This is a genomic window from Comamonas piscis (assembly GCF_014109725.1).
Lineage (GTDB): Bacteria > Pseudomonadota > Gammaproteobacteria > Burkholderiales > Burkholderiaceae_C > Comamonas > Comamonas piscis.
In genome coordinates, this window is the sequence record NZ_CP058554.1 from 3,110,088 (window position 1) to 3,134,656 (window position 24,569).

General features: G+C 61.3%; 17 protein-coding genes. 9 read left to right on the top strand and 8 right to left on the bottom strand.

Going from position 1 to position 24,569, the window contains the following annotated elements; genetic code table 11:
- Positions 1-64: 64 nt before the first annotated feature.
- Entirely contained in the window at positions 65-1,018 is a 954-nt protein-coding gene (locus tag HS961_RS14005) for a tripartite tricarboxylate transporter substrate binding protein (protein ID WP_238347946.1), read from the bottom strand.
- 262 nt (positions 1,019-1,280) lie between these two features.
- Here HS961_RS14005 and HS961_RS14010 point away from each other — a divergent pair, with 262 nt between their 5' ends.
- Positions 1,281-1,922, top strand: coding sequence for a DUF2621 family protein (locus tag HS961_RS14010; RefSeq protein ID WP_182322946.1), 642 nt, complete (start codon positions 1,281-1,283; stop codon positions 1,920-1,922).
- A 101-nt stretch (positions 1,923-2,023) separates the two neighbouring features.
- On the opposite strand, the gene lpdA is transcribed toward HS961_RS14010, so the two are convergent.
- Genes lpdA through aceE form a run of 3 tightly spaced genes read right to left on the bottom strand, consistent with a single transcriptional unit; the run spans position 2,024 to position 8,371 of the window.
- On the bottom strand, positions 2,024-3,892 hold the full coding sequence (lpdA, locus tag HS961_RS14015) for a dihydrolipoyl dehydrogenase (protein WP_182322948.1): 1,869 nt from the start codon (positions 3,890-3,892) through the stop codon (positions 2,024-2,026).
- A gap of 15 nt (positions 3,893-3,907) precedes the next feature.
- A complete protein-coding gene (gene aceF / locus HS961_RS14020) occupies positions 3,908-5,644 on the bottom strand; it encodes a dihydrolipoyllysine-residue acetyltransferase (RefSeq protein WP_182322950.1) in 1,737 nt (578 codons plus the stop codon).
- Positions 5,645-5,665: 21 nt separating this feature from the next.
- Positions 5,666-8,371, bottom strand: coding sequence for a pyruvate dehydrogenase (acetyl-transferring), homodimeric type (aceE, locus tag HS961_RS14025; RefSeq protein ID WP_182322952.1), 2,706 nt, complete (start codon positions 8,369-8,371; stop codon positions 5,666-5,668).
- Positions 8,372-8,587: 216 nt separating this feature from the next.
- Between aceE and HS961_RS14030 the strand changes: the two genes are divergently transcribed.
- The 5 genes from HS961_RS14030 (at position 8,588) to HS961_RS14050 (ending at position 15,813) form a co-directional block, all read left to right on the top strand.
- A complete protein-coding gene (locus tag HS961_RS14030) occupies positions 8,588-11,107 on the top strand; it encodes a PAS domain-containing sensor histidine kinase (protein ID WP_182322954.1) in 2,520 nt (839 codons plus the stop codon).
- A gap of 36 nt (positions 11,108-11,143) precedes the next feature.
- The gene (locus HS961_RS14035) at positions 11,144-11,776 is read left to right on the top strand and encodes a response regulator transcription factor (protein ID WP_182322956.1); all 633 of its coding nucleotides are present in this window, start codon (positions 11,144-11,146) and stop codon (positions 11,774-11,776) included.
- A gap of 161 nt (positions 11,777-11,937) precedes the next feature.
- Positions 11,938-12,786 carry a bifunctional methylenetetrahydrofolate dehydrogenase/methenyltetrahydrofolate cyclohydrolase FolD gene (gene folD / locus HS961_RS14040; RefSeq protein WP_182322958.1) on the top strand — a complete coding sequence of 283 codons (849 nt, stop codon included), beginning with the start codon at positions 11,938-11,940 and terminating at the stop codon, positions 12,784-12,786.
- A gap of 203 nt (positions 12,787-12,989) precedes the next feature.
- Entirely contained in the window at positions 12,990-15,047 is a 2,058-nt protein-coding gene (locus HS961_RS14045; protein WP_182322960.1) for a M3 family metallopeptidase, read from the top strand.
- A 130-nt stretch (positions 15,048-15,177) separates the two neighbouring features.
- Positions 15,178-15,813 carry a glutaredoxin family protein gene (locus tag HS961_RS14050; RefSeq protein ID WP_272956303.1) on the top strand — a complete coding sequence of 212 codons (636 nt, stop codon included), beginning with the start codon at positions 15,178-15,180 and terminating at the stop codon, positions 15,811-15,813.
- A gap of 79 nt (positions 15,814-15,892) precedes the next feature.
- On the opposite strand, the gene rpiA is transcribed toward HS961_RS14050, so the two are convergent.
- Complete coding sequence (gene rpiA / locus HS961_RS14055) at positions 15,893-16,564, bottom strand: ribose-5-phosphate isomerase RpiA (protein ID WP_182322964.1); 672 nt, start codon at positions 16,562-16,564, stop codon at positions 15,893-15,895.
- A gap of 54 nt (positions 16,565-16,618) precedes the next feature.
- Between rpiA and HS961_RS14060 the strand changes: the two genes are divergently transcribed.
- Positions 16,619-17,674: a quinone-dependent dihydroorotate dehydrogenase gene (locus HS961_RS14060; RefSeq protein ID WP_182322966.1), complete on the top strand. Its 1,056-nt coding sequence runs from the start codon at positions 16,619-16,621 to the stop codon at positions 17,672-17,674.
- A 90-nt stretch (positions 17,675-17,764) separates the two neighbouring features.
- Here the strand turns inward: HS961_RS14060 and bioB are convergent, their stop codons facing one another.
- From bioB to HS961_RS14075, 3 genes are all read right to left on the bottom strand, one after another.
- Positions 17,765-18,793 carry a biotin synthase BioB gene (gene bioB / locus HS961_RS14065; RefSeq protein WP_182322968.1) on the bottom strand — a complete coding sequence of 343 codons (1,029 nt, stop codon included), beginning with the start codon at positions 18,791-18,793 and terminating at the stop codon, positions 17,765-17,767.
- A gap of 491 nt (positions 18,794-19,284) precedes the next feature.
- On the bottom strand, positions 19,285-19,689 hold the full coding sequence (locus HS961_RS14070; RefSeq protein ID WP_182322970.1) for a glyoxalase superfamily protein: 405 nt from the start codon (positions 19,687-19,689) through the stop codon (positions 19,285-19,287).
- Between the two features lie 12 nt (positions 19,690-19,701).
- On the bottom strand, positions 19,702-20,169 hold the full coding sequence (locus tag HS961_RS14075; protein WP_182322972.1) for a VOC family protein: 468 nt from the start codon (positions 20,167-20,169) through the stop codon (positions 19,702-19,704).
- Positions 20,170-20,553: 384 nt separating this feature from the next.
- Here HS961_RS14075 and HS961_RS14080 point away from each other — a divergent pair, with 384 nt between their 5' ends.
- Positions 20,554-23,067 (top strand): putative bifunctional diguanylate cyclase/phosphodiesterase, encoded by a 2,514-nt coding sequence (locus HS961_RS14080; RefSeq protein ID WP_182322974.1) that lies wholly within the window; start codon positions 20,554-20,556, stop codon positions 23,065-23,067.
- A 299-nt stretch (positions 23,068-23,366) separates the two neighbouring features.
- Complete coding sequence (locus HS961_RS14085) at positions 23,367-24,533, top strand: YncE family protein (protein ID WP_182322976.1); 1,167 nt, start codon at positions 23,367-23,369, stop codon at positions 24,531-24,533.
- The last annotated feature ends 36 nt before the right edge of the window (positions 24,534-24,569 follow it).

A 24,569-nucleotide genomic window follows, 5' to 3' on the forward strand; every position in this document is an offset into this window, starting at 1 on the left:
TCAGCGGGGTGTAAGGCTTCTGCCGACGGCGCGGTGGAGGCGCCATGGGGATGGAGCCGACGCGTTATTCCACGGTCGCGCCCGATTGCTTCACCGCCTTGCCCCATTCCTGCATCTCACTGGCCACAAAGCGATCCATTTCAGCGCCGCTGCTGGGTGCGGGCTCCGAGCCCCGGTCGCGGATGAACTTCTGCATCTCGGCGCTGTTCAGGATGGCCACGGTTTCGTGGTTCAGGCGATCAACCACCGCTTGCGGCGTGCCCTTGGGGGCCATCAGGCCAAGCCAGCCCACGGCCTCAAACCCCTTGAACTCGGCCAGGCCGGATTCCGCAATCGTTGGCACCTGGGGCAGCTGACTGGAGCGGGTGGCCGAGGTTACACCCAGCGGCACGGCCTTGCCCGCCTGGATATTGGCCAAGGCTGCAGTGACTGAGTCCACCATCAAGGGGACCTGGTTGCCCAGAAAATCCGATTGCGCCGGGCCGCTGCCCTTATAAGGAATGTGTTCGATCTGCAGCGCAGCGCGGGCCTTGACCATCTCGGCGCTCAAATGCTGGGTGCCGCCAATACCAGCGCTGGCATAGCTCAGTTTGCCGGGCTCGGCGCGGGCCTTGACCACCAGATCGTTCATGCTCTTGATGCCCGTGGCCGGGTTGGCCAAGAACACCAGCGGAACCTTGGCGATCAAGCTGATGCCAACCAGATCCACCCGAGGGTCAAAGTTGACCTTTTTGTAAAGCGTCTGGTTCACCGCCATCGCACTGCCTGCCACCAGCAAGGTGTAGCCATCGGCAGTGCTGCGCACCACTTGCTCGGTGCCGATATTGCTGCCGGCACCGGCTCTGTTCTCGACCACCAACGGTTGGCCCAACTTTTGGCCCAGTTTTTCTGCCAACGCACGGGCAAAAATATCGGTGGCCTGGCCGGGCGGGAAAGGCACGATCAGTTTGATGGGTTTGTCTGGATAGGCCGCCAACGCGGGGGCAGCGACGGCTGCCAGTGCTGCGGCTATCGCCATCGCAGGGGTGGATGCAAATGCAAAGGTTTTCATGGGTTTGTCTCCTCGGGCAGACTTTGGCGCTTGGGCTGGGCCAAGCAGGCGCCAGGGGCTGCATCGTTTTCTGTACCAGGGATCTTCGCGCATCCTGGGGCATGTCGGCAGCCATTCATGTCTCCAAGACAACTGTCGGTGTTGCAACCGGCCTCGGCTGAATCGATCAGTTCTGATCGATGGGGCTGGCAGGCGGCTATCATCAACGCTGTTTTTACCAGCGTATGCCATGTTTTTCGGAATCAGCCACCTTGTCGTCCCCTGCACCAACTTGGAAAACGCCACACGCTTTTGGCGTGATGTGATCGGCTTTGTACCGGCGCGCAGTGCGGAAGGCTATGTCGATATTGACACCGGCAGCGCCATGCTGCGGCTGCTGCAGGTGCACAAGGTGGAGTCGCAGATCACCGTACGGTTGCAGGTGGCCGATGTGGCCCACGCCTACCAAACCCTGTTGGCAGCAGGCAGCAGCCCGCGCTACGAACCCATGCGCACGCCGGAGCTGGAAGAGATGGCCTGCGTCAGCGACGCCGATGGCCATGCCATCGTGCTGTGGCGCACGCTGACGGAAGACGAATGGGGCTTTGTGCCCGAGCTGCCCAAACAAGGCGAATGGACGGCCGAGGCCGAAGAGCTGCTCCAACGCCTGCTCGCCCATGTGCCAGCATTCTTCCGCATGCTCGCCCGCCGCAAAACCACCCGCGTGATCGAGCAGCTAGCCCAAGAGGCGCACAGCCCCGTCACCCGCGAACTCGTCATCAAGGGCTATATCACAGCATCAGCCAAGGTCACGCGGTTTCGGCTGGTGGAGCCACTGCGGGCGGAAGGCATCAACCCGGATGATTACCGGGCGGAGTTTGAATACGAATAGGCCAAGAATGTAGTGTGCAGCCGCAGCTGAGCGGTAGCACCATGCAAAAAAAAGACAGCCCGTAGGCTGTCTTTTGCGGAGTGGTTCAAGACCAGCAGGTCTTACTTGCGCACTGGCGGCACATCCGTGCAAGTGCCATGGGCCACTTCTGCCGCCATGCCAATGCTCTCGCCCAAGGTGGGATGCGGGTGGATGGTCTTGCCGATGTCCACGGTGTCAGCACCCATCTCGATGGCCAGTGCGATCTCGCCGATCATGTCGCCGGCGTGTGTACCGACCATGCCGCCGCCCAGGATCTTGCCGTGGCCATGGGCCTCGGGCGAATCGTCGAACAGCAGCTTGGTGAAACCTTCGTCGCGGCCATTGGCAATGGCGCGGCCAGAGGCAGCCCAGGGGAACAGACCCTTCTTGACCTTGATGCCTTGGGCCTTGGCCTGGTCTTCGGTCAGACCCACCCATGCCACTTCGGGATCGGTGTAGGCCACCGATGGGATCACGCGGGCGTTGAAAGCGGCAGCAGCCAGCTCCTTGTTGCCTTGCAGCTCGCCAGCGATAACTTCAGCAGCCACATGCGCCTCATGCACGGCCTTGTGTGCCAGCATGGGCTGGCCCACGATGTCGCCGATCGCGAAGATGTTGGGCACATTGGTGCGCATCTGGATGTCGACATTAATAAAGCCACGGTCGGTCACGGACACGCCTGCAGCTTCTGCGCCGATCTTCTTGCCATTGGGCGTGCGGCCCACAGCTTGCAGCACCAGGTCGTAGACCTGGGGTTCGGGCACGGTCACGCCGTCCTTGGCAGCCTCGAACGAGACCTTGATGCCTTCGGGCGTTGCTTCGGCAGCCACGGTCTTGGTGTTGACCATGATGTTGTCAAAGCGCGGCGCGTTCATCTTTTGCCAGACCTTGACCAGATCGCGGTCAGCGCCTTGCATCAGGCCGTCCATCATCTCGACCACATCCAGGCGTGCGCCCAGGGTGCTGTAGACGGTGCCCATTTCCAGGCCGATGATGCCGCCGCCCAGAATCAGCATGCGCTTGGGCACAGCCTTCAGATCGAGTGCGCCGGTGGAATCGACCACGCGCTCGTCCTTGGGCATAAAGGGCAGATGCACCGCTTGTGAGCCCGCAGCGATGATGGCCTTCTTGAACTGCACAACCTTCTTGGCGCCGGTCTTGTCCTGGCCGTCGCCCGAGGTTTCCTGCACTTCGATGTGGTTGGCGCTGACGAAGTTGCCATAGCCGCGCACGATCGTGACCTTGCGCATCTTGGCCATCTGGCCCAGGCCACCGGTCAGCTTGCCGATGACCTTTTCCTTGTGGCCACGCAGCTGGTCGATATTGACCTCAGGCGCAGCGAACTTGATGCCGGCTACGTCCAGGTGCTTGACCTCGTCCATGACGGCTGCCACGTGCAGCAGTGCCTTCGATGGGATGCAACCCACGTTGAGGCAGACGCCGCCCAGGGTCTTGTAGCGCTCGATCAGCACCACTTTGAGGCCCAGATCGGCTGCGCGGAATGCCGCAGAGTAGCCGCCAGGGCCACCGCCCAGCACAACCACGTCACAGTCTTCATCGACCTGGCCGCTGTAGTTGCTGGCCACGGGTGCAGGCGCTGCCGCTTGCGCTGTGGGCGCAGACGCGGCTGGTGCCGGTGCGGGCGACGAAGCTGCAGGTGCTGCGGCAGCCGGTGCTGCGGCAGCAGGCACCGGCGCAGCGGCTGCGCCCTCTGCTGCTTCCAGCGACAGAATCACCGAGCCTTCGGCGATCTTGTCGCCGATCTTGACCTTCAGCTCTTTGACCACGCCGGCATGGCTGGCCGGGATTTCCATCGAGGCCTTGTCCGATTCGACGGTGATCAGCGACTGGTCCTTGGCGACGGTGTCGCCCGGCTTCACCAGCAGCTCGATCACGCCGACTTCAGCGAAATCACCAATGTCGGGGACTTTGATATCTACGATTGCCATAGTGTGCGTCTCCGATTACAGGATGATGCGGCGGTAGTCCGCCAGCACCTGGCCCAGATAGGCGTTGAAGCGGGCAGCCGAGGCACCGTCGATGACGCGGTGGTCGTAGGACAGGCTCAGCGGCAGCATCAGGCGCGGCACAAACTGCTTGCCATCCCAAACTGGCTTCATGGCAGATTTGGACAGGCCCAGGATCGCCACTTCAGGCGCATTCACGATAGGCGTGAAGTGCGTGCCACCAATGCCGCCCAGCGACGAGATGGAGATGCAGCCGCCTTGCATGTCAGCTGCGCCCAGCTTGCCATCGCGTGCCTTCTTGGCCAGCTCGCCCATTTCTGCGCTGATCTGGATGATGCCCTTTTTGTCGGCGTCCTTGAGCACCGGCACCATCAGGCCATTGGGCGTGTCTGCCGCAAAGCCGATGTTGAAGTACTGCTTGTAGACCAGGGTGTCGCCATCGAGGCTAGTGTTGAACTCAGGGAATTTCTTGAGTGCAGACACCAACGCCTTGATCACAAAGGCCAGCATGGTGACCTTGACGCCGCTCTTCTCGTTTTCCTTGTTGGTGGAGACGCGGAAGGCTTCGAGCTCGGTGATGTCAGCTTCGTCATTGTTGGTGACGTGGGGGATCATCACCCAGTTGCGGTGCAGGTTGGCGCCCGAGATCTTCTTGATGCGCGACAGATCCTTGCGTTCCACCGTGCCGAACTTGCTGAAATCGACCTTGGGCCATGGCAGCAGATCCAGACCTGCCCCAGAGCCACCACCGGCAGGTGCCTTGGCCGACTGGGCCTTGGTCTGCACGGCACCGGCCATCACCTGCTTGGTGAAGGCTTGCACGTCATCAGCGGTGATACGGCCCTTGTTGCCCGAACCCTTGACCTCTTCCAGCGGCACGCCCAACTCGCGCGCAAACTTGCGCACCGATGGCGATGCATAAGGCATGGCGCCCGATGGGGGTACGGTGGGGTTGTGGGCAGGCACGGCAGCGGCCGGTGCGGCGGCTACTGGCGCTGCAGCCGGGGCTGGAGCGCTTGTAGGGGCGGCCGGCGCGGCAGCAGCCGGTGCTTGCGCTGCCGGTGCTTGCGCTGCCGGTGCTTGCGCTGCCGGTGCTTGCGCTGCCGGTGCGGCGGCTGGCGCAGCAGCAGCGCTGCCTTCCAGAATCGCGACCAGGTCACCAATATTGATGGTATCGCCGATCTTGACCTTGAGCTCCTTCACCACGCCAGCGGCGGGCGATGGGATCTCCATCGAGGCCTTGTCGGATTCGACGGTGAACAGCGACTGCTCTGCGGTGACAGTATCGCCCACCTTGACCAGCAGCTCGATCACGGCCACATCCTTGAAGTCACCGATATCGGGAACTTTCACTTCGACCGGGCCCGACGCCGCAGGCGCAGCAGCAGCCTGAGGTGCAGGCGTAGGTGCAGCCGCAGGAGCGGGAGCAGCGGCAGCCGGTGCTGCGGCGGCCGTGGCCGGTGCTTGGGCAGCAGGTGCGGGGGCTGCTGCATCAGCAGCGGCTTCCAGCTTGATGACGACCGAGCCTTCAGCAATCTTGTCGCCAATCTTGACGACGATTTCCTTGACCACGCCAGCGTGGCTGGACGGGATCTCCATCGAGGCCTTGTCGGACTCGACGGTGATCAGCGACTGGTCCTTGGTGACGGTGTCACCGGGCTTGACGAGCAACTCGATCACGCCCACTTCTGCGAAGTCGCCAATATCGGGGACTTGAATGTCAATCAATGCCATTGTGGTGTCTCCTGGTGCAATTTAGGCGTACAGCGGGTTGATCTTGTCGGCGTTGATGCCGTACTTGGCAATCGCATCTGCGACCTTTTGTGCGGGCAGCTTGCCGTCTTCGGCCAGCGCCTTGAGGGCGGCAACCACGATGTAGTGGCGGTCGATCTCGAAATGCTCGCGCAGCTTGCGGCGGAAGTCCGAGCGGCCAAAGCCATCGGTGCCCAGCACCTTGTAGGTACGGCCGGCAGGGATGAAGGGGCGAATCTGCTCGGCGTAAGCCTTCATGTAATCGGTCGAAGCGACCACGGGACCGGTGCTGTTGGCCAGCTCGGCGGTCACATACGGCACCTTGGGCGTCTCCAGCGGATGCAGCAGGTTCCAGCGGTCGGCGTCCTGGCCGTCGCGGGTCAGTTCGTTGAACGATGGGCAGCTCCAGATGTCGGCGGTCACGCCCCAATCGGCAGCCAGCAGTTCTTGCGCAAAGAAGGATTCGCGCAGGATGGTGCCCGAGCCCAGCAGCTGCACGCGCAGCTCGCCGGCGCCACCGGCCTTGCACAGGTACATGCCCTTGAGGATCTTCTCTTCGGTGCCGGGCGTGAGGCCTGGCATCGGGTAGTTCTCGTTCAGCAGGGTCAGGTAGTAGAAGATGTTTTCCTGGTTCTGCACCATGCGGCGCAGGCCTTCATGCATGATCACCGCCACTTCGTGCGAGAAGGTTGGGTCGTAGCTGATGCAGTTGGGGATGGTGCCAGCCAGGATGTGGCTGTGGCCATCTTCGTGCTGCAGGCCTTCACCGTTCAGGGTGGTACGGCCGGAGGTGCCGCCCAGCAAGAAGCCGCGCGCCTGCAAATCACCCGCTGCCCAGGCCAGATCGCCAATGCGCTGGAATCCGAACATCGAGTAGTAGATGTAGAACGGAATCATGATGCGATTGCTATGGCTGTAGCTGGTTGCCGCTGCAATCCAGCTGGACATGCCGCCCGCTTCGTTGATGCCTTCCTGCAGGATCTGACCCTTGGTGTCTTCCTTGTAGTACATCACCTGGTCTTTGTCGACCGGGGTGTACTGCTGGCCATGAGGGTTGTAGATACCGATCTGGCGGAACAGGCCTTCCATACCAAAGGTACGGGCCTCGTCCACCAGGATGGGCACCACGCGGGGGCCGATTTCCTTGTCGCGCAGCAACTGGGTGAGGAAACGCACATAGGCTTGCGTGGTCGAGATCTCACGGCCTTCTGGCGTGGCTTCCAGCACGGCCTTGAAGGTGTCCAGCGGTGGCACGGTGAACTGCTCGTCGGCCTTTTCGCGGCGCTTGGGCAGGTAGCCGCCCAAGGCCTTGCGGCGCTCGTGCAGGTACTTCATCTCCGGGGTGTCGTCGGCTGGCTTGTAGAAAGGCAGGTCGGCGATCTGGCTGTCCGGGATCGGGATGTTGAAACGGTCGCGGAAGGCCTTGATGTCCTCATCGGCCAGCTTTTTGGTCTGGTGGACATTGTTCTTGCCCTCGCCGACCTTGCCCATGCCAAAGCCCTTGACGGTCTTGACCAGCAAGACGCTAGGCTGACCTTGGTGGTTTTGCGCTGCATGGAAGGCGGCGTAGACCTTTTGCGAATCATGGCCGCCGCGTTGCAGGCTCCAGATCTCGTCGTCGCTCAGGTGCTCGACCATCTTCAGGGTGCGTGGGTCGCGGCCGAAGAAGTTCTTGCGCACATAGGCACCGTCATTGGCCTTGAAGGCCTGGTAGTCGCCGTCGTTGCACTCCATCATGATCTTGCGCAGCGCGCCGTCATGGTCCTTGGCCAGCAAGGCATCCCAGCCCTTGCCCCAGATCAGCTTGATCACGTTCCAGCCGGAGCCACGGAACTCGCCTTCAAGCTCCTGGATGATCTTGCCATTGCCACGCACCGGGCCATCAAGGCGCTGGAGGTTGCAGTTGATCACGAAGACCAGGTTGTCGAGGTTTTCACGCGCGGCCAGGCCGATGGCGCCCAGCGATTCGACTTCGTCCATTTCGCCGTCGCCGCAGAACACCCAGACCTTGCGGTTCTCGGTATTGGCAATGCCACGGGCGTGCAAGTACTTCAGGAAGCGGGCCTGGTAGATGGCCATGATGGGGCCCAGGCCCATCGACACGGTAGGGAACTGCCAGAAATCGGGCATCAGCTTGGGATGCGGGTAGCTCGACAGGCCCTTGCCGTCCACTTCCTGGCGGAAGTTCAGCAGCTGCTCTTCGCTGATGCGGCCTTCCAGGTAGGCGCGGGCATAGATGCCGGGCGATACGTGGCCTTGGATGTAGAGGCAGTCGCCACCGTGGTTTTCGCTCTCTGCATGCCAGAAATGGTTGAAGCCGGCGCCAAACATGCTGGCCAGCGAGGCGAAGGAGCCAATGTGGCCGCCCAGGTCGCCACCTTCTGGTGGATGAATGCGGTTGGCCTTGACCACCATGGCCATGGCGTTCCAGCGCATGTAGGCGCGCAGGCGTTGTTCGATCTCCAGATTGCCAGGGCTGCGGGCTTCCTGCTCGGTCTCGATGGTGTTGACGTAACCGGTCTTGGCGGAGAAAGGCAGATCGACGCTGTTCTGGCGCGCGTGCTCCAGCAGTTGCTCAATCAGCGAGTGGGCGTACTCTGCGCCTTCTCGGTCGATCACAGCGGACAGCGCGTCCATCCATTCTCGGGTTTCTTGGCCGTCGGTGCGGGTGGGGCCGTTGACGGCTTTTTGTTCGGATGGTTCGGACATGCTGGCGTCTCCTTCAAGTGATCTGCTATGAATGACTGTGCCAGAGTTTCTCACATTTTTTATGAATTTCAAATAGCGGTCTTCAATTTCATAATATGGAAAATTGCTGCAAATGCACAATACATGCGCTTCTCAGGGAGGTGTGCACTTGCCACATAGCAGGATTTGTCCAGCCTCAGGCCATGGCTGCCCTGCCCTCGTCTACACTCAGCGACCATGAATTCGACCGAGCGCCCCGCCACCCCATCCAGCCCCCACCGCCCCCGCTTGGTGCAGATGTGGCAGAACTGGTGGCGCGGCCTGTCACCTTCGCGTCAGGACCGCTATGCGGCCATCGCGCCCTTGGTGGCGGTGGTGATGTTTTTTATCGCGATTGTTGCGGCCTTTTGGTACCTGCGCAGCGAAGAGCTGGAGCGCGAGCGCGAGGCCATGCGCCGCGACGTGGAATATGCGCAGCAGCGCATTCGCCTGCGCCTGTCCGAGCGCCAGGAGCAGCTGATGCGGCTGGCACGCGATGTGGGCAACCAGGACGTGGACAAGAATGGCTTTAACGACCGGGCCGATACCTTGATCAGCCAGTACGCCGAGTTGCAGGCCCTCACGTGGATTGATCCCGGGCGCCAAGTGCGCGCCACGCAATTTGGCCCCAGCGTCGCGGCCGAGAACCTGTTGACCATCGATGAAGTGATCCAGAAAAAGGAACTGCTGGAGCTGTTTGAGATGGCACGCGACCTGCAGCAGCCCGTGTTCTCGCAACCGCTGGCGACCACCGAGACCGCGCCGATGCTGCTGCTGGAGGTGCCCATCAGCCAGAAGGGCCGCTTTGGCGGTGTGCTGCTGGCGGAGTTCTCGATCGAAAACCTGCTGCGCTACGGTACGCCGACGGAGATACTGGCGCGCTACGCTGTCACTATGCAAGACGGCAAAGGCACAACCTTGGCCGGCACACCGCTTACGCCCCGCGTCGCGGCCCAGCGTTTGCTGCCCTGGCGCGCCCAGCCCAATGAGTTTGATATGCCGGTAGCGCCGGTGGGCAACAGCTTGAAGCTACGCGCCCAGGGTTACCACACCTCACTGGGCCTGGTCAGCAATGGGCTGTTCTGGCTGGTCGGCGTGCTGAGCTTTATGACCGCCTGGCTGCTGGTGGCGACCTGGCGCCACACCCGCAAGCGCATCCGCGCGCAGGAAGCCTTGCAGGGGGAGACCAACTTCCGCCGAGCGATGGAGAATAGCGTGCTCACCGGCATGCGCGCACTTGATCTGCAAGGTCGCATCTCCTATGTGAATGCCGCCTTTTGCCAGATGACCGGTTGGAGCGAGGAAGAGCTGGTGGGCAAGTTGCCCCCCTACCCGTATTGGCCTGAAGGCGACCAAAGCACCTACCACGACATGCTTATCGATGAGATGAGCGGCAAGGTGTTCCCCGGCGGCTTCCAGATGCGGGTCAAGCGCAAGAATGGATCCATGTTCGAGGCGCGCCTCTATGTGTCGCCGCTGATTGATGGCCACGGCCGCCAGACCGGCTGGATGACGTCGATGACCGATATCACCGAGCCCAACCGCATCCGCGAGCAGCTGTCGGCCTCGTATGAACGCTTCACGATCGTGCTGGAGGCGCTGGACGCATCGGTGTCGGTAGCACCACTGGGCAGCGCCGAGTTGCTGTTTGCCAACAAGCTCTACCGCCAATGGTTTGGCTCGCAGACTGTGGGCCATCTGCAGTTGGTGGCCCAGGCGGGCGTGCTGCCCAGCAACAGCAATGCCAGCACCAGCATGGACGACGAAGACGGGCTGATGGGCTTGCCCAGCGACGAGATCACCACGGCTGTCAGCGGCAATGCTGAGATCTACATCGCCGAGCTGGGCAAATGGCTGGAGGTGCGCTCACGCTACCTCAACTGGGTGGACGGGCGCTTGGCGCAGATGGTGATTGCCACCGACATCACCCCACGCCGCCACGCCGAAGAGCAATCAGCACGCCAGGCCGAAAAGGCCGCGACCGTGAGCCGCCTGGTCACCATGGGCGAGATGGCATCGAGCGTGGCCCATGAGTTGAACCAGCCGCTGTCCGCCATCAGCAACTACTGCTCAGGGATGATCACCCGCGTGAAGAATGGCAGCCTCAGCGAAGAAGCCTTGCTGGGTGCGCTGGAGAAAACCGCTCACCAGGCTCAGCGCGCCGGGCAGGTGATCCACCGCATCCGTTCCTTTGTCAAACGCAGTGAACCCAACCGGTCCCTGGCCGATGTGAGCGACATCGTCAGCGAAGCGGTCGAGCTGGGCTCGATTGAGCTGAAGCGCCACAATGTGCGGCTTTCGCACCACGTTGCCGCCCGTTTACCCAAGGTCAACGTGGACAGCATTTTGATCGAGCAGGTGCTCATCAACCTGATGAAGAACGGTGCCGAATCCATTGCCAATGCAGAGCGCCCGGCGCACCAGCGCATGGTGGAGCTGCGTGTGGTTCCTCGAAAAATCGACGCCACGGATGTGATAGAGTTTTCTGTTCAAGATACGGGGCGCGGCCTGTCACCTGAAGCACTGGAGCGCCTGTTCCAGGCCTTCTTCTCTACCAAGAGCGAAGGCATGGGAATTGGTCTCAATTTGTGTCGCAGCATTGTGGAATCTCACCATGGCCGAATGCAGGCTGAGAACCTCTACAATGGTCCGGAGGTGACAGGTTGTAATTTCAGCTTCTGGATTCCGGTGGCATCCCAGGCGGAGTCGGCTGAATAGCCAGCGCTATACCCATACTGATAGAAGGAATTGTGCATGAGCTTGATCCCCAAAAAGGGCACGGTCTACGTAGTCGATGACGATGAAGCAGTTCGTGACTCGCTTCAATGGTTGCTGGAGGGCAAGGATTACCGCGTTCGCTGCTTCGATTCGGCCGAATCCTTCTTGGCGCGCTACGACGCCCGCGAAGTGGCTTGCCTGATCGTTGACATCCGCATGGGCGGCATGAGCGGCCTGGAGCTGCAGGACCGCCTGATCGAAAACAAGTCGCCGCTCCCCATCGTCTTCATCACCGGCCACGGCGATGTGCCGATGGCGGTGGACACGATGAAAAAAGGCGCGATGGATTTCATCCAGAAGCCTTTTGATGAAGCCCAGCTCGATACCTTGGTCGAGCGCATGCTGGAGCAGGCACGCGATGCCTTCGCCGGCCACCAGCAAGCCGCCAGCCGCGATGCTCTGCTGGCCAAGCTCACCGGACGCGAGTCGCAAGTGCTTGAACGCATTGTGGCCGGCCGCCTGAACAAGCAGATCGCCGATGACCTGGGCATCAGCATCAAGACGGTGGAAGCGCACCGCGCCAACATCATGGAAAAGCTCGGCGCCAATACCGTGGCAGATCTGCTCAAGATTGCCCTGGGCTCAAATGCAGCAGCCAAGGCAACGTGATAAATTAGCGGCCTTCGCGCCCTGAGACTGACGCTTTAGCGACGCTACTCTTAGCGCAATGCGCCTGTACCGGCCCCGGTACGGCGCATTTTTCAATTCCGCGCTCCATGCTGGGGGCTCGCCCGGCTGCTGGACCACGCGCAACCTTTTTGGATGACCACATGACTGCTCAATTGATCGATGGCAAGGCCCTCTCCCAGCAACTGCGTGCCGATGTCAAGGCGCGGGCCGACCAGCTCAAGGCCAAGGGCATCGTCCCGGGCCTGGCCGTCGTTCTGGTGGGCGACAACCAGGCGAGCCAAGTGTATGTGCGCAACAAGGTCAAGTCCTGCGAAGAGTGCGGCTTCCATTCGGTGCTGGAAAAGTACGATGCCAACATGACCGAGGCCGAGCTGCTGGCCCGTGTGGAAGCGCTCAACAACGATCCGAGCATCCACGGCATCCTGGTGCAGCTGCCGCTGCCCAAGCACATCGACGACCACAAGGTCATCGAGGCCATCTCGCCCAGCAAGGATGTGGATGGTTTCCATGTGGCCAGCGCCGGTGCGCTGATGGTGGGCGAAGTGGGCTTCAAGGCCTGCACGCCCTACGGCTGCATGAAGATGCTCGAATCGATCGGCATGAAGGACCTGCGCGGCAAGCACGCGGTGGTCATCGGCCGCTCCAACATCGTCGGCAAGCCCATGGCCATGATGTTGCTGGCCGCGAACGCCACCGTCACCATCACCCACAGCGGTACCGCTGACCTGGCTGCGATGACCCGCCAGGCGGACATCATCGTGGCCGCCGTGGGAAAGCTCAATGTGCTGACCGCCGACATGGTCAAGCCCGGTGCTGTGGTGATTGATGTGGGCATGAACCGCAATGCCGAAGGCAAGCTCTGCGGCGACGTGGATTTTGACGGCGTCAAGGAAGTCGCCGGCTACATCACCCCGGTGCCCGGCGGCGTGGGCCCGATGACCATCACCATGCTGATGGTCAACACCCTGGAGTCGGCCGAGCGCGCCTGATCTCCGCAAAATCGCCTCGATGCTGCGGCCCCTTATCGCGGCAGTAAAACTATGAAAACGATAGCTGTTGGCATCCGCTTAGCCGGTGCCAGCAGCTTTTTTTATGCTTAAATGAAAGGCAAGACCCAAGTGGCAGCATGCTTTAAAAGGCTGTGCCAACATGGCATTGATTGCGGGCCACTCGACCCCATATAGACAGCACCATGACCAATCCATTGCTCGACTTCAGCGGCCTGCCCCGCTTTGACCAGGTTCAACCTGCACACATCGCCCCCGCCATCGACCAGCTGCTCAGCGAAAGCGAGACAGCCCTCAAGACGGTGACCGCGCCCGACTTTCCCGCGCAATGGAACGAGATCGCCAAGGTGCTCGATGTGACCACCGAAAAGCTCGGCCGCGCCTGGGGCATGGTCGGCCATCTCAACTCCGTCGCCGACACCCCTGAGCTGCGCGCCGCCTACAACGCCGAGATGCCCAAGGTGACGGCATTCTGGACACAGCTGGGCGCCGACGAAGCGCTGTACGCCAAATACAAGGCGATTGACCCTGCGACGTTGAACAGCGAGCAAAAACAGGCCTGGGACAACGCCATGCGCAACTTTGTGCTGGGCGGAGCCGAACTGCAAGGTGAAGCACGCGAGACCTATGCCGCGCTGCAAGAAAAGAGCGCCATCGCTTGCCAAAAGTACAGCGAAAACGCGATGGACTCCACCGACCAGTTTGCCTACTACGCAGAGCTGGACGAGCTGGCCGGCGTGCCCCAAGACGTCATCCAGGCCGCCCGCGCTGCAGCCGAGGCTGACGGCAAGCCTGGCTACAAGCTGACCTTGAAGATCCCCAGCTACCTGCCGGTGATGCAATTTGCCAAGAGCAGTGTGCTGCGCGAAAAGCTCTACCGCGCCTACACCACGCGGGCCAGCGAGTTTGGCGATACCAAGCTGGACAACACGCCGCTGATGGTCGAGATTCTGAAAATCCGCGAACAAGAGGCACATCTGCTGGGCTACCCCAGCTTTGGCGAGCTGTCGGTGGCGCCCAAGATGGCGCAATCCTCTGCCCAGGTGATGGAGTTCTTGCAAGAGCTGGCCAGCAAGGCCAAGCCCTATGGCCAAAAAGATGTGCAAGACCTGCGCGACTACGCCCGCACCGAGCTGGGCCTGGACAACCCGCAAGCCTGGGACTGGGGCTACATTGGCGAGCACCTGAAAGAAGCGCGCTATGCCTTCAGCGAGCAGGAGCTGAAGCAGTACTTTCCGGCGCCCAAGGTGCTGGCGGGCCTGTTCCGCATTGTCGAAACCTTGTTTGGCGTACAGATCAAGGGCGATCTGGCGCCCGTTTGGAACCAGGATGTAGGCTTCTACCGCATCGAGCGCGACGGCGCGCTGGTGGGCCAGTTCTACCTGGATCCCCCTGCCCGCAACGGCAAGCGTGGTGGTGCCTGGATGGACGATGTGCGCACCCGCTGGCTGCGCCCTGACAATGGCGAGCTGCAAACCCCGATCGCGCACCTGGTCTGCAATTTTGCAGCCGGCGTCGATGGCAAGCCGGCACTGCTGACGCATGACGACGTCATCACCCTCTTCCATGAGACCGGCCACGGTCTGCACCACATGCTCACCCAGGTTAATGAGCGCGATGTCTCCGGCATCGGTGGCGTGGAATGGGATGCGGTCGAGCTGCCCAGCCAGTTCATGGAAAACTTCTGCTGGGAATGGGAAGTACTGCGCCACATGACGGCCCATGTCGACACTGGCGAGCCTCTGCCGCGCGCGCTGTACGACAAGATGATTGCGGCCAAGAATTTCCAATCCGGCATGCAGACCCTGCGCCAGATCGAGTTCTCGCTGTTTGACATGCGCATCCACACCGAGCTGTCGGGTGACGGCATCAACGCAGACGCCATCTATGGCGTGATGCGCGATGTGCGCCGTCAGGTAGCCGTGCTGGACCAGCCTGACTTCAACCGCATGCCCAATACCTTCACGCATGTGTTTGCTGGTGGCTATGCAGCCGGTTACTACAGCTACAAGTGGGCCGAGGTGCTGTCGGCCGATGCCTTTGCCAGCTTTGAAGAAGCGGCCAAGAAGCGCGGCAGCAGCGATGTGGTGGACCCAGAAGTCGGTCAGCGCTACCTGCATGCCATCTTGGAAGCGGGGGGCAGCCGCCCAGCGATGGAGTCGTTCAAGGCCTTCCGCGGCCGCGAGCCCCAGCTCGATGCCTTGCTGCGCCACCAGGGCATGGCCGAGCCGCTGACGGTCTGAGCGGGACGACCTAGGGGCGCTGGTTCAGCGCCCCCCAGAGTCCTCAGCCAGCCTTGGCGCCGCGCAGGCATAATGGCGCCACAACAGCTATAGAGAGGGAATAGGCATGAAGACAAAGGCTTTGGCAAGCATGCTGGTTGGCACCGCAATCGCTTGTGCCGCTGGCTTGGCAAGCGCACAAACGGTGTATCGCATTGTGGGCCCCGATGGGCGGGTCACCTTTTCGGACCGCGCACCTACCTCGGACACCCCCAGCCAGTCGCTCTCGACCGGCGCGGTCACGGAGCCCGCCGGCACCCGCTTGAATGATTTGCCACTGGAAGTCAAGCAAGCCGCAACCAAGTATCCTCTGACCTTCTACACCAGCAAAGACTGCGGTGCCTGCGATACCGCCCGCCGATACCTGCTGACCCGTGGCATTCCTTTTTCAGAAAAAACGGTCACCTCCAACCAAGAAATCCAGGCCCTGCGCAAGCTCAACGCCGAGGGCACGATCCCGTTTGCGACCTTGGGCGGCCAGCATTTGAGTGGCTTTAATGAAAACGACTGGAGCGCCTACCTGGATGCCGCCGGCTACCCGGCCCAGTCCAAGCTGCCCTCCAGCTACCGCCCGGCACCTGCGCAGCCGCTGATCCCCAAAGTGATTGCACCAGCAGCACCTGCGGCCACGCAGCCTGCAGATACCGACGGCACACCGGCTTCCGGCAACCCCAACGTCGAGCCGGATCGCGTGACGCCCAACAACCCCACCGGGATTGTTTTCTAAATCCAAGTACCGCACACCACAAAAAATGGCCCGACCAGGCATTGCCTGCGTCGGGCCATTTTTTTCCAGGCTTGGCGGCTTAAAACTCGAGCGTCTCTACACCTTGCTCCGTGCCCAACAAGCAGACAGCAGCTTTCTGGTGCGCAAACACACCCACGGTGATGACGCCCGGCCACTGGTTCACTTCAGCCTCAAAAGCAGCGGGGTCGGCAATCGCCAGGCCCGTAACATCCAGAATGTGCTGGCCGTTGTCCGTCACCAGCGGCTGTCCATCCTTGAAGCGCAGCGTAGCCTGGCCCCCCTTTGCCGCAAAGCGGCGGGCGATTTGCGTGGCTGCCATGGGGATAACTTCGACCGGTAGCGGGAACACGCCCAAGGTTTGCACACGTTTGGAGGCATCGGCAATGCAGATAAAGCGCTCGGCCAGCGCAGCGACGATCTTCTCGCGCGTCAACGCAGCGCCGCCGCCCTTGACCATAAAACCCTGGTGGTCGATTTCATCGGCGCCATCAATATAGACCGCAAGGCGCTCCACCTCATTGGCATCAAACACCTTGATGCCCAGCGCTTGCAGGCGCTCGGTGCTGGCGACGGAGCTGGACACAGCGCCCGGAATCTGGTCCTTGATGGTGGCCAGCGCATCAATGAACTTGTTGACCGTGGAGCCGGTGCCCACGCCCACAATTTCTCCGGCCACCACATATTGCAGTGCGGCGCGGCCAACTTCGGTCTTTAATTCGTCTTGAGTCATGGTAGTGCGATCAGATCAGCGAAAATGCAAACAACGCCTTGATTATCCCATCCCATGTCCCTGATCCCCTACTCTCTCTCTCGCGCAGTTCTGTTTGGCATGCAGCCCGAGGCTGCCCATGACCTGACGATGGACATGCTGGCCAAGGGCCAGAACACCCCGCTGGCCTGCGCCTGGCGCCAAAGCCGGGTCAGTGACCCCATCACCTTGGCGGGGCTGCAGTTCCCCAACCGGGTGGGCATGGCAGCTGGGTTGGACAAGAATGCGCGCGCCATCGATGGCCTGGGCGCCATGGGTTTCGGCTTTGTCGAGGTGGGCACGGTCACGCCCCTAGCGCAGCCGGGCAACCCCAAGCCGCGCATGTTCCGCATCCCGGAGCGCGATGCGCTGATCAATCGCCTGGGCTTCAACAACGAAGGGCTGGCAGCCTTTGTCGCCAATGTGAAGAAGGCCCAGTTCCGCAAGCAGGCATCGCCGCTGTTGCTCGGCCTCAACATTGGCAAGAATGCGGCCACACCGATGGAGAACGCCACCAGCGACTACCTGGCTTGCCTCGATGGCGTCTACCCCCATGCGGACTACATCACGGTCAATATCAGCTCGCCCAATACCAAGAACCTGCGAGCGCTGCAAAGCGACGAGGCGCTGGACGCGTTGCTGAGCGCCTTGGTACAGCGCCGCGAGCAGTTGGCACGCGAGCATGGCCAATACAAACCAGTGTTCTTGAAGATCGCCCCCGATCTGACGGAAGAGCAGGTCAGCGTGATCGCCAACAGCCTCAAGGCCCATGGCATGGATGGCGTCATCGCCACCAACACCACCATCAGCCGCGATGCCGTGCAAGGCCTGCAACATGCCGAGGAAACCGGCGGCCTCTCCGGCCGCCCGGTGTTTGAGGCCAGCAATGCCGTCGTCCGCCAGCTGCGTGCGGCGCTTGGCCCGCAGTTCCCCATCATTGGGGTGGGCGGCATCTTGAGCGATGCCGATGCGGTCGAGAAAATCAAGGCCGGTGCCGACGTGGTGCAGATTTATACGGGATTGATCTATCGAGGGCCAGCGCTGGTGACCGAGATCGCGCAGGCGCTAAAGGCGCAAGCCAGCGGCCGCTGATCCCCCATCCGGCAAGCGCTCACAAGGCCAGCAGCGTTTGCTGGCCTTTTTTGTATCGGCTTCTGATCTGGAAGGCAAGCGCCCATGGCTTCAGGTCGCCACTTTTAAGGTGGCAAGGCCCAGCTTGGCCAGCAGCTGCGCATCACTTTTCGCCTCCGGGTTTCCGGTCACCAGCAGCTTGTCGCCATAGAAGATGGAATTGGCACCAGCCATAAAGCACAGCGTTTGCACCGCCTCGCCCAATTGCTGGCGGCCGGCAGACAGGCGTATGCGGGCCTGGGGCATCACAATACGGGCGACCGCAATCACACGCACAAAATCCAGCGAATCCACCGGCGCGCTGTCCGCCAACGGCGTGCCGGGCACCCGTACCAGGCTGTTGATGGGCACGGACTCTGGGTAGGGCTGCATATTGGCCAGTTGGGCCAGCAAGGCCGCGCGGTCCACCACCTCCTCTCCCATCCCCACAATGCCGCCGCAGCACACCCTGATGCCGGCGGCACGAACATGGGCCAGCGTATCGAGGCGCTCCTGGTACTGGCGGGTGCTCACGACATCGCGGTAATACGCCGGCCCGGTGTCCAGGTTGTGGTTGTAGTAGTCGAGACCGGCATCGCTCAACGCCTGCGCCTGCTCGGGCGCCAACATGCCCAGGGTGGCGCAGCTCTCCAGGCCCAGTGCCTTGACAGCCGAGATCATCGCGCTGACCTGGGCGATATCCCTGTCCTTGGGTGCACGCCAGGCGGCCCCCATGCAAAAGCGGCTGGCACCCGCGTCCTTGGCCGCTTGTGCAGCGCGGACTACCTCTGCCACATCCATCAGCTTGTCGGCCTTGACCCCCGTGTCGTAGGCCGCTGACTGCGGGCAGTAGCCGCAGTTCTCCGGGCAGCCACCTGTCTTGACCGAAAGCAAGGTTGCCAGCTCGATATCACCCGCCAGCCAGTGCGCATGGTGCACCGTCTGCGCGTGGAACATCAAGGCCATAAAGGGCATATCAAACAGGGCCTGTACCTGGGCTACAGGCCAGGGCTCTGCGGCCTTCGTCTGATCGGTCACCGCTACTTTGGGATGCCAATGCAGAGCCGATGTCGTCGTACCAGGGTTATGGGGGCTGGACATGGGAAATCTCCTCAATCGCTACCCGGTGCGAGATGCCCGGGCATGGCACTTATTGTGTCCATATCCCATGTCCATCCAAGCGCTGCCCTGGGTCCTCTTCAAGCCTGGTTTGGCAGCTTTGCAGTGTCTCCAACTTAGGGCGCTGTTACGGGCATGTTGCAGGCAAGAAGCCAGTACATTGCTGCAACTTCCGGCATTGCATTGCCAAACCCGCTTTTTCTGGGCTCTATAGATGGCCAAACAATATGCACAACACAGTCAATTAGCAGCAAATAAGGGGTTTCAAGCATCTTCGAGCGCCCAGGTTGGCTGCTGCCCTGCGCTAGTACGCCATCCAGTCAAATACCAATGGCACTATTTGGGAGTTTATTGACGCCAGCACCCCGTTTTATCCCCAGCGGTTCTGTGGGTCTTTGCAAAGCTCGGGCATAAAAAAGCCGCAACGGCGTGCGGCTATGGTTGGGTTTGCAGAGCGCTTCGCTGTCTGCGCCCTACGGCGTTTCCGGCAGTTCTTCAAAAAACACCAGATGGTTGCCAAAGGGATCGGCAATGCGCATCTCCAGCATGCCCCAAGGCATGCGCTCCAGCCCTGGCTTGGCATAGCGGTAGTTCTTGGCCAGCAGGCTTTGATGGAAGGCCTCCAGTTGCGGCCAGGCAATGCGTACCGTGCTGCCGGGGCAGGCATCGCCATGGTGCTCGCTCAGGTGCAGCAGGCAGGCCAGGCCCGCAGCGCTTCGCAGGCTGAGCTGTTGGTAGAGCGGAAAGTCATCGCCAAAGCGGTGTGTCCAGTCCTGCGCAAAGCCCAGAAACTCTTGATAAAACTCTGCTGCCCGCTGGGCATCGAAGCTGCGCAGCACCGGAATTACGCAGGCTTGAAAAGTGGGAGTGTCTGCCATAGCGCTGACCCCTCAACTAAGGGCTGCAATCACATCGGCCGGCGCTTGCACCAGCTCGATCAGTACACCCTCTCCAGCAATGGGAAACTCGTCATTGCTCTTGGGATGCAGAAAACAGATGTCATGGCCAGCGGCGCCAGGGCGAATGCCCCCCGGCGCAAAACGCACGCCCTGCGCTGTCAGCCATTCCACGGCTTTGGGCAGGTCATCAATCCACAGACCGATATGGTTGAGCGGCGTGGCATGCACGGCAGGCTTTTTGTCGATATCCAGCGGCTGCATGATGTCCACCTCAACCGCGAACGCGCCCTTGCCCATCGCCAGAATGTCTTCATCGACGTTTTCACGCTCGCTGCGGAAGGTACCGGTTTGTGACAAGCCCAGCATGTCCACCCAGAGTTTTTTCATGCGGTCTTTGTCAGTGCCACCGATGGCCACTTGCTGGATTCCCAAAACCTTGAACGGACGCTGTGCTGACATGTTGTATGGCTCCTTGTATAGATGGTGCGAGGCTCGTGCCGCAGCAGCCATTGTGCCAAGCCTTGGAGCCCGTGGCAGCAGTGGCCGGCCCGTGATCACCTCTCGCATGTCTCTCAAAGCGCTGTATGCATTGCTCCACACGAATTACAGATTGCTGCGAAAAGCCGCAAATAAAGTCCCCCGTGTTTACCCTAAATAACTACAATTAAAAGAAGTGAATCATCGAATAGCGTATTACTATATTTGAATGATTTTTAGGCGGTGCCTTTGCCGCTCGCCCTGCATTGCGCCCACCATGTTTGCTGACCCGTCCTGCCCCATGCACCGATCGCTCGTCCAATCCACTAAGCGGCATGGTGCCCCTTGCCTCCAACCGGCGCAACCATGCCCCGCTTGAGCCCTCCATCTGCTGAACTGCCAGAGGGCCATGCATTGCCCGCTACGCGCGTGGCCATGCCGGTGCGCAAGCGCAGCCTGCTGCTAAGCATCTGGCCCTTTGTGGCGTTAGCGATCGTGCAAACCGTGCTGGCGATCTCCAGCCTGCATATTCTGGGAGCGATGCGGGCTTTCAGCTCGGGTGAGAGCCAGTGGAGCAAGGGCCAAAAAGACGCGACCTATGCCTTGGCGCGCTATGCCGTGAGTGGTGACCCCGCCGCCTATGAACAGTTTCACCAAGGCCTGCACATCCCCATGAGCGACATGCAGGCGCGCTTGATGCTCGAAGACCAAGGCTATGCCGCGCGAGCCCAGGCGTCCTTGCTGCTGCTGCAAGGGCACAACGAGCCGGAAGAGATCAATGCGCTGATCTGGCTGACGGTGTATTTCAGACACACGGAATCCATCGGCGAGTTGCTGGGCCGTTGGCGGGATGCCGATGAGCCCTTGCACGAGCTCCAGACCCTGGGCGGCGACATCTATGCCTGCTTGCAGCTGGCACCGCCTACCTCCGAGCAAAAGCAAAGCTGGCTGGCCCAGATCAACTCCCTGCAGATTCAGCTGTCCGAAGCGGAGCGGGCCTTCAACAAGGCGCTGGGCGATACCTCGCGTGCCATGAACAAATGGCTGTGGTCGATCAACATCGGCATTGCGCTGGCCATGCTCAGCCTGCTGATGGGCCACACCTGGCGCCTGCAGCGCAAGACCGCACGTGCCGAAGATGCCTTGGATCTGGTCAGCGAGCGCGCCTCCACTACCTTGGCCGCCATTGGCGAAGCCGTCATCACCACAGATGCCGCCGGCCATGTGGTGTACATGAACCGCGCCGCCGAGGAGCTGTTGGGGCTGAGCCTGGAGCAGCTGGTGACCGGCAAGCTGGTACAACACATCCATGCGCCGCCCGCCTTCGCTGGCGGCGATTTGGGCAGCGCTCCTCCCTTGGTGCAAACCGCTATTTCCGAAGCCCTGGAAGGGCGTGAGCATCCGCGCGACACGATTTTTCGGCTTTACGACGCGCAGCAGCAGGTGCGCGAGGTGAAACTGGCTTTTACCGCGATCAGCGATGACAACGGCACCACCGAGGCCGTATTTGTGCTGCACGATGTGAGCCAGGAGCAAAGCTATATCCGCGAACTGGCCTGGCAGGCCACCCATGACCAGCTCACCGGCCTGGTCAACCGCTATGAGTTCGAACGCCTGCTGGGCGTCTTCCTGGCGCAGACCAAGCAGTCGCCCACGCCGTCTGCGGGCCACGCGATCATGTACCTCGATCTGGACCAGTTCAAGGTCATCAATGACACCGCTGGCCATATCGCTGGCGATGCCATGCTGCGTGCGATGAGCGCCATGCTGCAGCGCTGTCTGCGCGCGGGAGACACCCTTGCCCGCGTGGGCGGCGACGAATTTGCGATCCTGCTGACCCAGTGCTCCTTCGATGAAGCCAAGCGCATTGCCGAGCAGATCCGCGATGCCGCACAGAATGTGCGCATTCAATGGGGGGAACGCAGCCTGAGCGCGGGCATCAGCATTGGACTCGTCAAGCTGGCTGCGCCGCTGGCGTCGGTGGAAGAAGTGCTGCGCGTGGCCGACATGGCCAGCTACGGCGCCAAGCAGCGCGGTCGCAACAATGTCTATGCCTATGATCCCGGGGTGGACCAGGAGATTGCCCGCTATGTCGGCGAGATGGAATGGGTCGAGCGCATCAAGGCGGCACTTGAAGGCGGGCATTTCTGCCTCTATGCCCAGAACATTGTGGCGCTCAGTACCGCCGCCGATCACATCGCTGGCGGCGGCCTGCACATCGAGGTGCAAATACGCATGCACCTGCCCGATGGCAATATCATCAGCCCGGTGCTGTTCATTCCGGCTGCAGAGCGTTATGGGCTGATGCCGATGGTGGACCGCTGGGTGGTCAAGCAAACGCTGAAGACCCTGGTCCATCTGCAAAAAACAGGGCAGACCCCGGCCATTACCTGCTGCGCGATCAATCTGTCTGGCACCTCACTGGGCGACGAGCGCCTGCTGGACTTTTTGCAAGAGCAGATCGCGCTCCACGGGGTGGACCCACGCACGCTGTGCTTCGAAGTGACCGAGACTGCGGCCATCACCCATCTGCCCAATGCCATTCGCTTGGTCAATGCCCTGAAGGCGCTGGGTTGCCGCTTCTCCATGGATGACTTTGGTGCCGGCGTCTCGTCCTTTGGCTCCTTAAAAAACCTGCCGGTGGATTTTCTCAAGATCGATGGCGCCATCGTCGCCGACATGCTCAATGAGCCGGCCCACCGCGCCATGGTGGAGGCCATCAACCACCTGGGCCATGCCCTGGGTATGAAAACCATTGCGGAGTTTGCATCCAGCCCCGAGATCGTGGAGACCTTGCGGGGCATGGGCATCGACTATGCCCAGGGCTACGCGGTAGGCCGGCCCCAGCCTTTCTCCGACGCACTTACCGTCACTCGCTGACGACACCCATCACTTGCTGGCCCGGCAGCGATGCTGCCGCTGGTCTGCCATCTGCAAAACTTGCCGACTCCCAGCACTTTAGGCAGCCTTGGCCGTGTTTCAAGCAGTCACCTTAGAAGCATTCTGCAGCGCTCCCGCGTCGGTTGGATCTTGCCCGGAGTCTGGCCTATCGGCGTTTCAGCCTGCGTTGGGCGCACGCCAGGCAATTGCCAACAATCCTCAGCCTGCAAACCAAGGCCCTGCATTTTTCTCTAAGCTAAGGTACATTAATATAATTAATCAATTACTTAATTTCAATCGTGTCAGTCAATCTGAAAGGGTGTCTGCGCTCCCGCCAGCGCTGGATCGCTGCGCTGGCCTATTTCGGTGCAGCCGGACTATGCCAGGCCGCGCCTCTGGCGTATGTGGTCAACCGCGATGACAACCAGGTCTCCGTGGTCGATTTAGCAACCCAGCGCTCGGTCCGCGCCATTCCTGCTGGCATGGCCATGCCGCAGGAGATTGCCATCAGCCCGGATGGATGCCTAGCCTATTTAAGCAGCATCTGGTCGGCCACGGTTGCAGTCCTCGATCTGGGCAAGCACCAGCTGCTGGCCGGTATCCCCTTGAACCACATCAGCAACGGCGTTGTCTTCAGCCCTTCCGGATCGCTGGCTTATGTAGACACCAATACCCCGGACGGCGGAGCGATTGCCGTCATTGACACTGCCACCCACCAGATCATGCGTACCTTCCCCGTCAGCCCCCAAAACACGCGCGGCATGGCCATCCACCCCGATGGTTCACGCCTCTACTCGCTTGAACAACAGTACGAGACCCATGCCGGAAAAGTGGCGGTGATCGACCCGACCAACGGGACGGTGCTACAACGCATTGCCGTCGGCATGGACCCCAGCGATATCAAGCTACACCCTGCGGGCGGCCTGGCCTATGTGGTCAACCGGGAATCCCACCACCGCCATGGCAGCCTGAGCGTGATTGATACCCGCCGCAAAACGGTGGTCGTGACGGTCCCTGTCGGCAAGCACCCTGGCCGCGTGGCCTTTCATCCCTCGGGCACACAAGCCTACGTCACCAACAGCGGCGATGGCACGGTCTCGGTCATCGACACGGCCAGCCATGCGGTTGTGGGATTGATTTCCGTGGACCAGGCGCCCCAACATGTGGTCTTTCACCCTGCCGGTACGCATGCCTACGTCAGCAGCCCTGAGGCCAATACCCTGTCCGTCATCGATACCGCCACCCAGCAGCTGCGTGGTTCCGTGACCGTGGGCAGCGCGCCTTGGGGCGTCGCTCTGGCAACCGATCCCCGCGTGGCTGCACTGAAGCCGGACACCAGCGGCATGGAAGCGGGCAGCGTCGTGACTGGCAAGCCCATTCCCGTCAGCGGTGTTTGGGCGGGCCTGCTGTTGGTGGTGGCAGGCATCACCGCCCTGCATCGGCACGGCCAGAAATTGATGGGCTGACAGCGGTATCGCGGGCTGCAACCCGCCACGCCGCAT